This is a genomic window from Clostridioides sp. ES-S-0108-01, assembly GCF_020662285.1.
Classification (GTDB): Bacteria; Bacillota; Clostridia; order Peptostreptococcales; family Peptostreptococcaceae; genus Clostridioides.
The window spans coordinates 1-798 of sequence record NZ_JADGMN010000062.1 but is presented as its reverse complement, the minus strand read 5'-3'; the positions used below and the strand labels follow the sequence as shown (position 1 = coordinate 798).

The following is a 798-nucleotide window of genomic DNA, read 5'->3' as shown; positions in this document are numbered from 1 at the left end:
TTCCTTCAGGTACTTAGATGTTTCAGTTCCCTGAGTTCCCCTCATTAAGCTATGTATTCACTTAATGATACTTAGACATTACTCTAAGTGAGTTTCCTCATTCGGAAATCTTCGGATCAAAGTTTACATGCAACTCCCCGAAGCTTATCGCAGCTTATCACGTCCTTCATCGGCTCCTAGTGCCAAGGCATCCGCCCTGCACCCTTAATAACTTGACCAGTTAAAAAGGTTTGATAGATTAGAAGCTATCAACTTCGATAATTTTAAAAAGTTATCAGCTTTATATATTACAAATTAGATGTCATATCACTAAATATATATATGCAGTTTTCAAAGTGCTAAAGCACGGCGTCAACGAACAACCTTCGTATTCACTCAGATTATTCCGTTACTTAAAGTGCTAACGCACAGCGCCAACAAACAAACTTCACATACGTTCAGTTTATTCTGTTGCTTAAAGTGCTAACACACAAAGCTTGTATAAATTTAAGCTATAAGTGCATTGTAAGAGGCTACTAAGTAAATCAAAGATTTAAGTAATATACTCTTAAATGGTGGAGATGAGGAGAGTCGAACTCCTGACCCCTTGCTTGCAAGGCAAGTGCTCTCCCAACTGAGCTACACCCCCATATATAAAGTTCGTAAAGAACTTTCAAAATTAAACAGTAGGCAATTCTCCTTAGAAAGGAGGTGATCCAGCCGCACCTTCCGATACGGCTACCTTGTTACGACTTCACCCCAGTTATTGATTCCACCTTCGACGACTTCTTCCAAAAGGTTAGATAATCGGCTTCGGGC

Annotated in this window: 1 tRNA gene and 2 rRNA genes; all 3 read right to left on the bottom strand. The window is 39.6% G+C overall.

The window, feature by feature from the left end:
- Positions 1-218, bottom strand: a 23S ribosomal RNA gene (locus IR152_RS19765); the annotation flags it as partial.
- A gap of 334 nt (positions 219-552) precedes the next feature.
- Positions 553-628, bottom strand: a tRNA-Ala gene (locus IR152_RS19760).
- 55 nt (positions 629-683) lie between these two features.
- Positions 684-798, bottom strand: a 16S ribosomal RNA gene (locus IR152_RS19755); the annotation flags it as partial.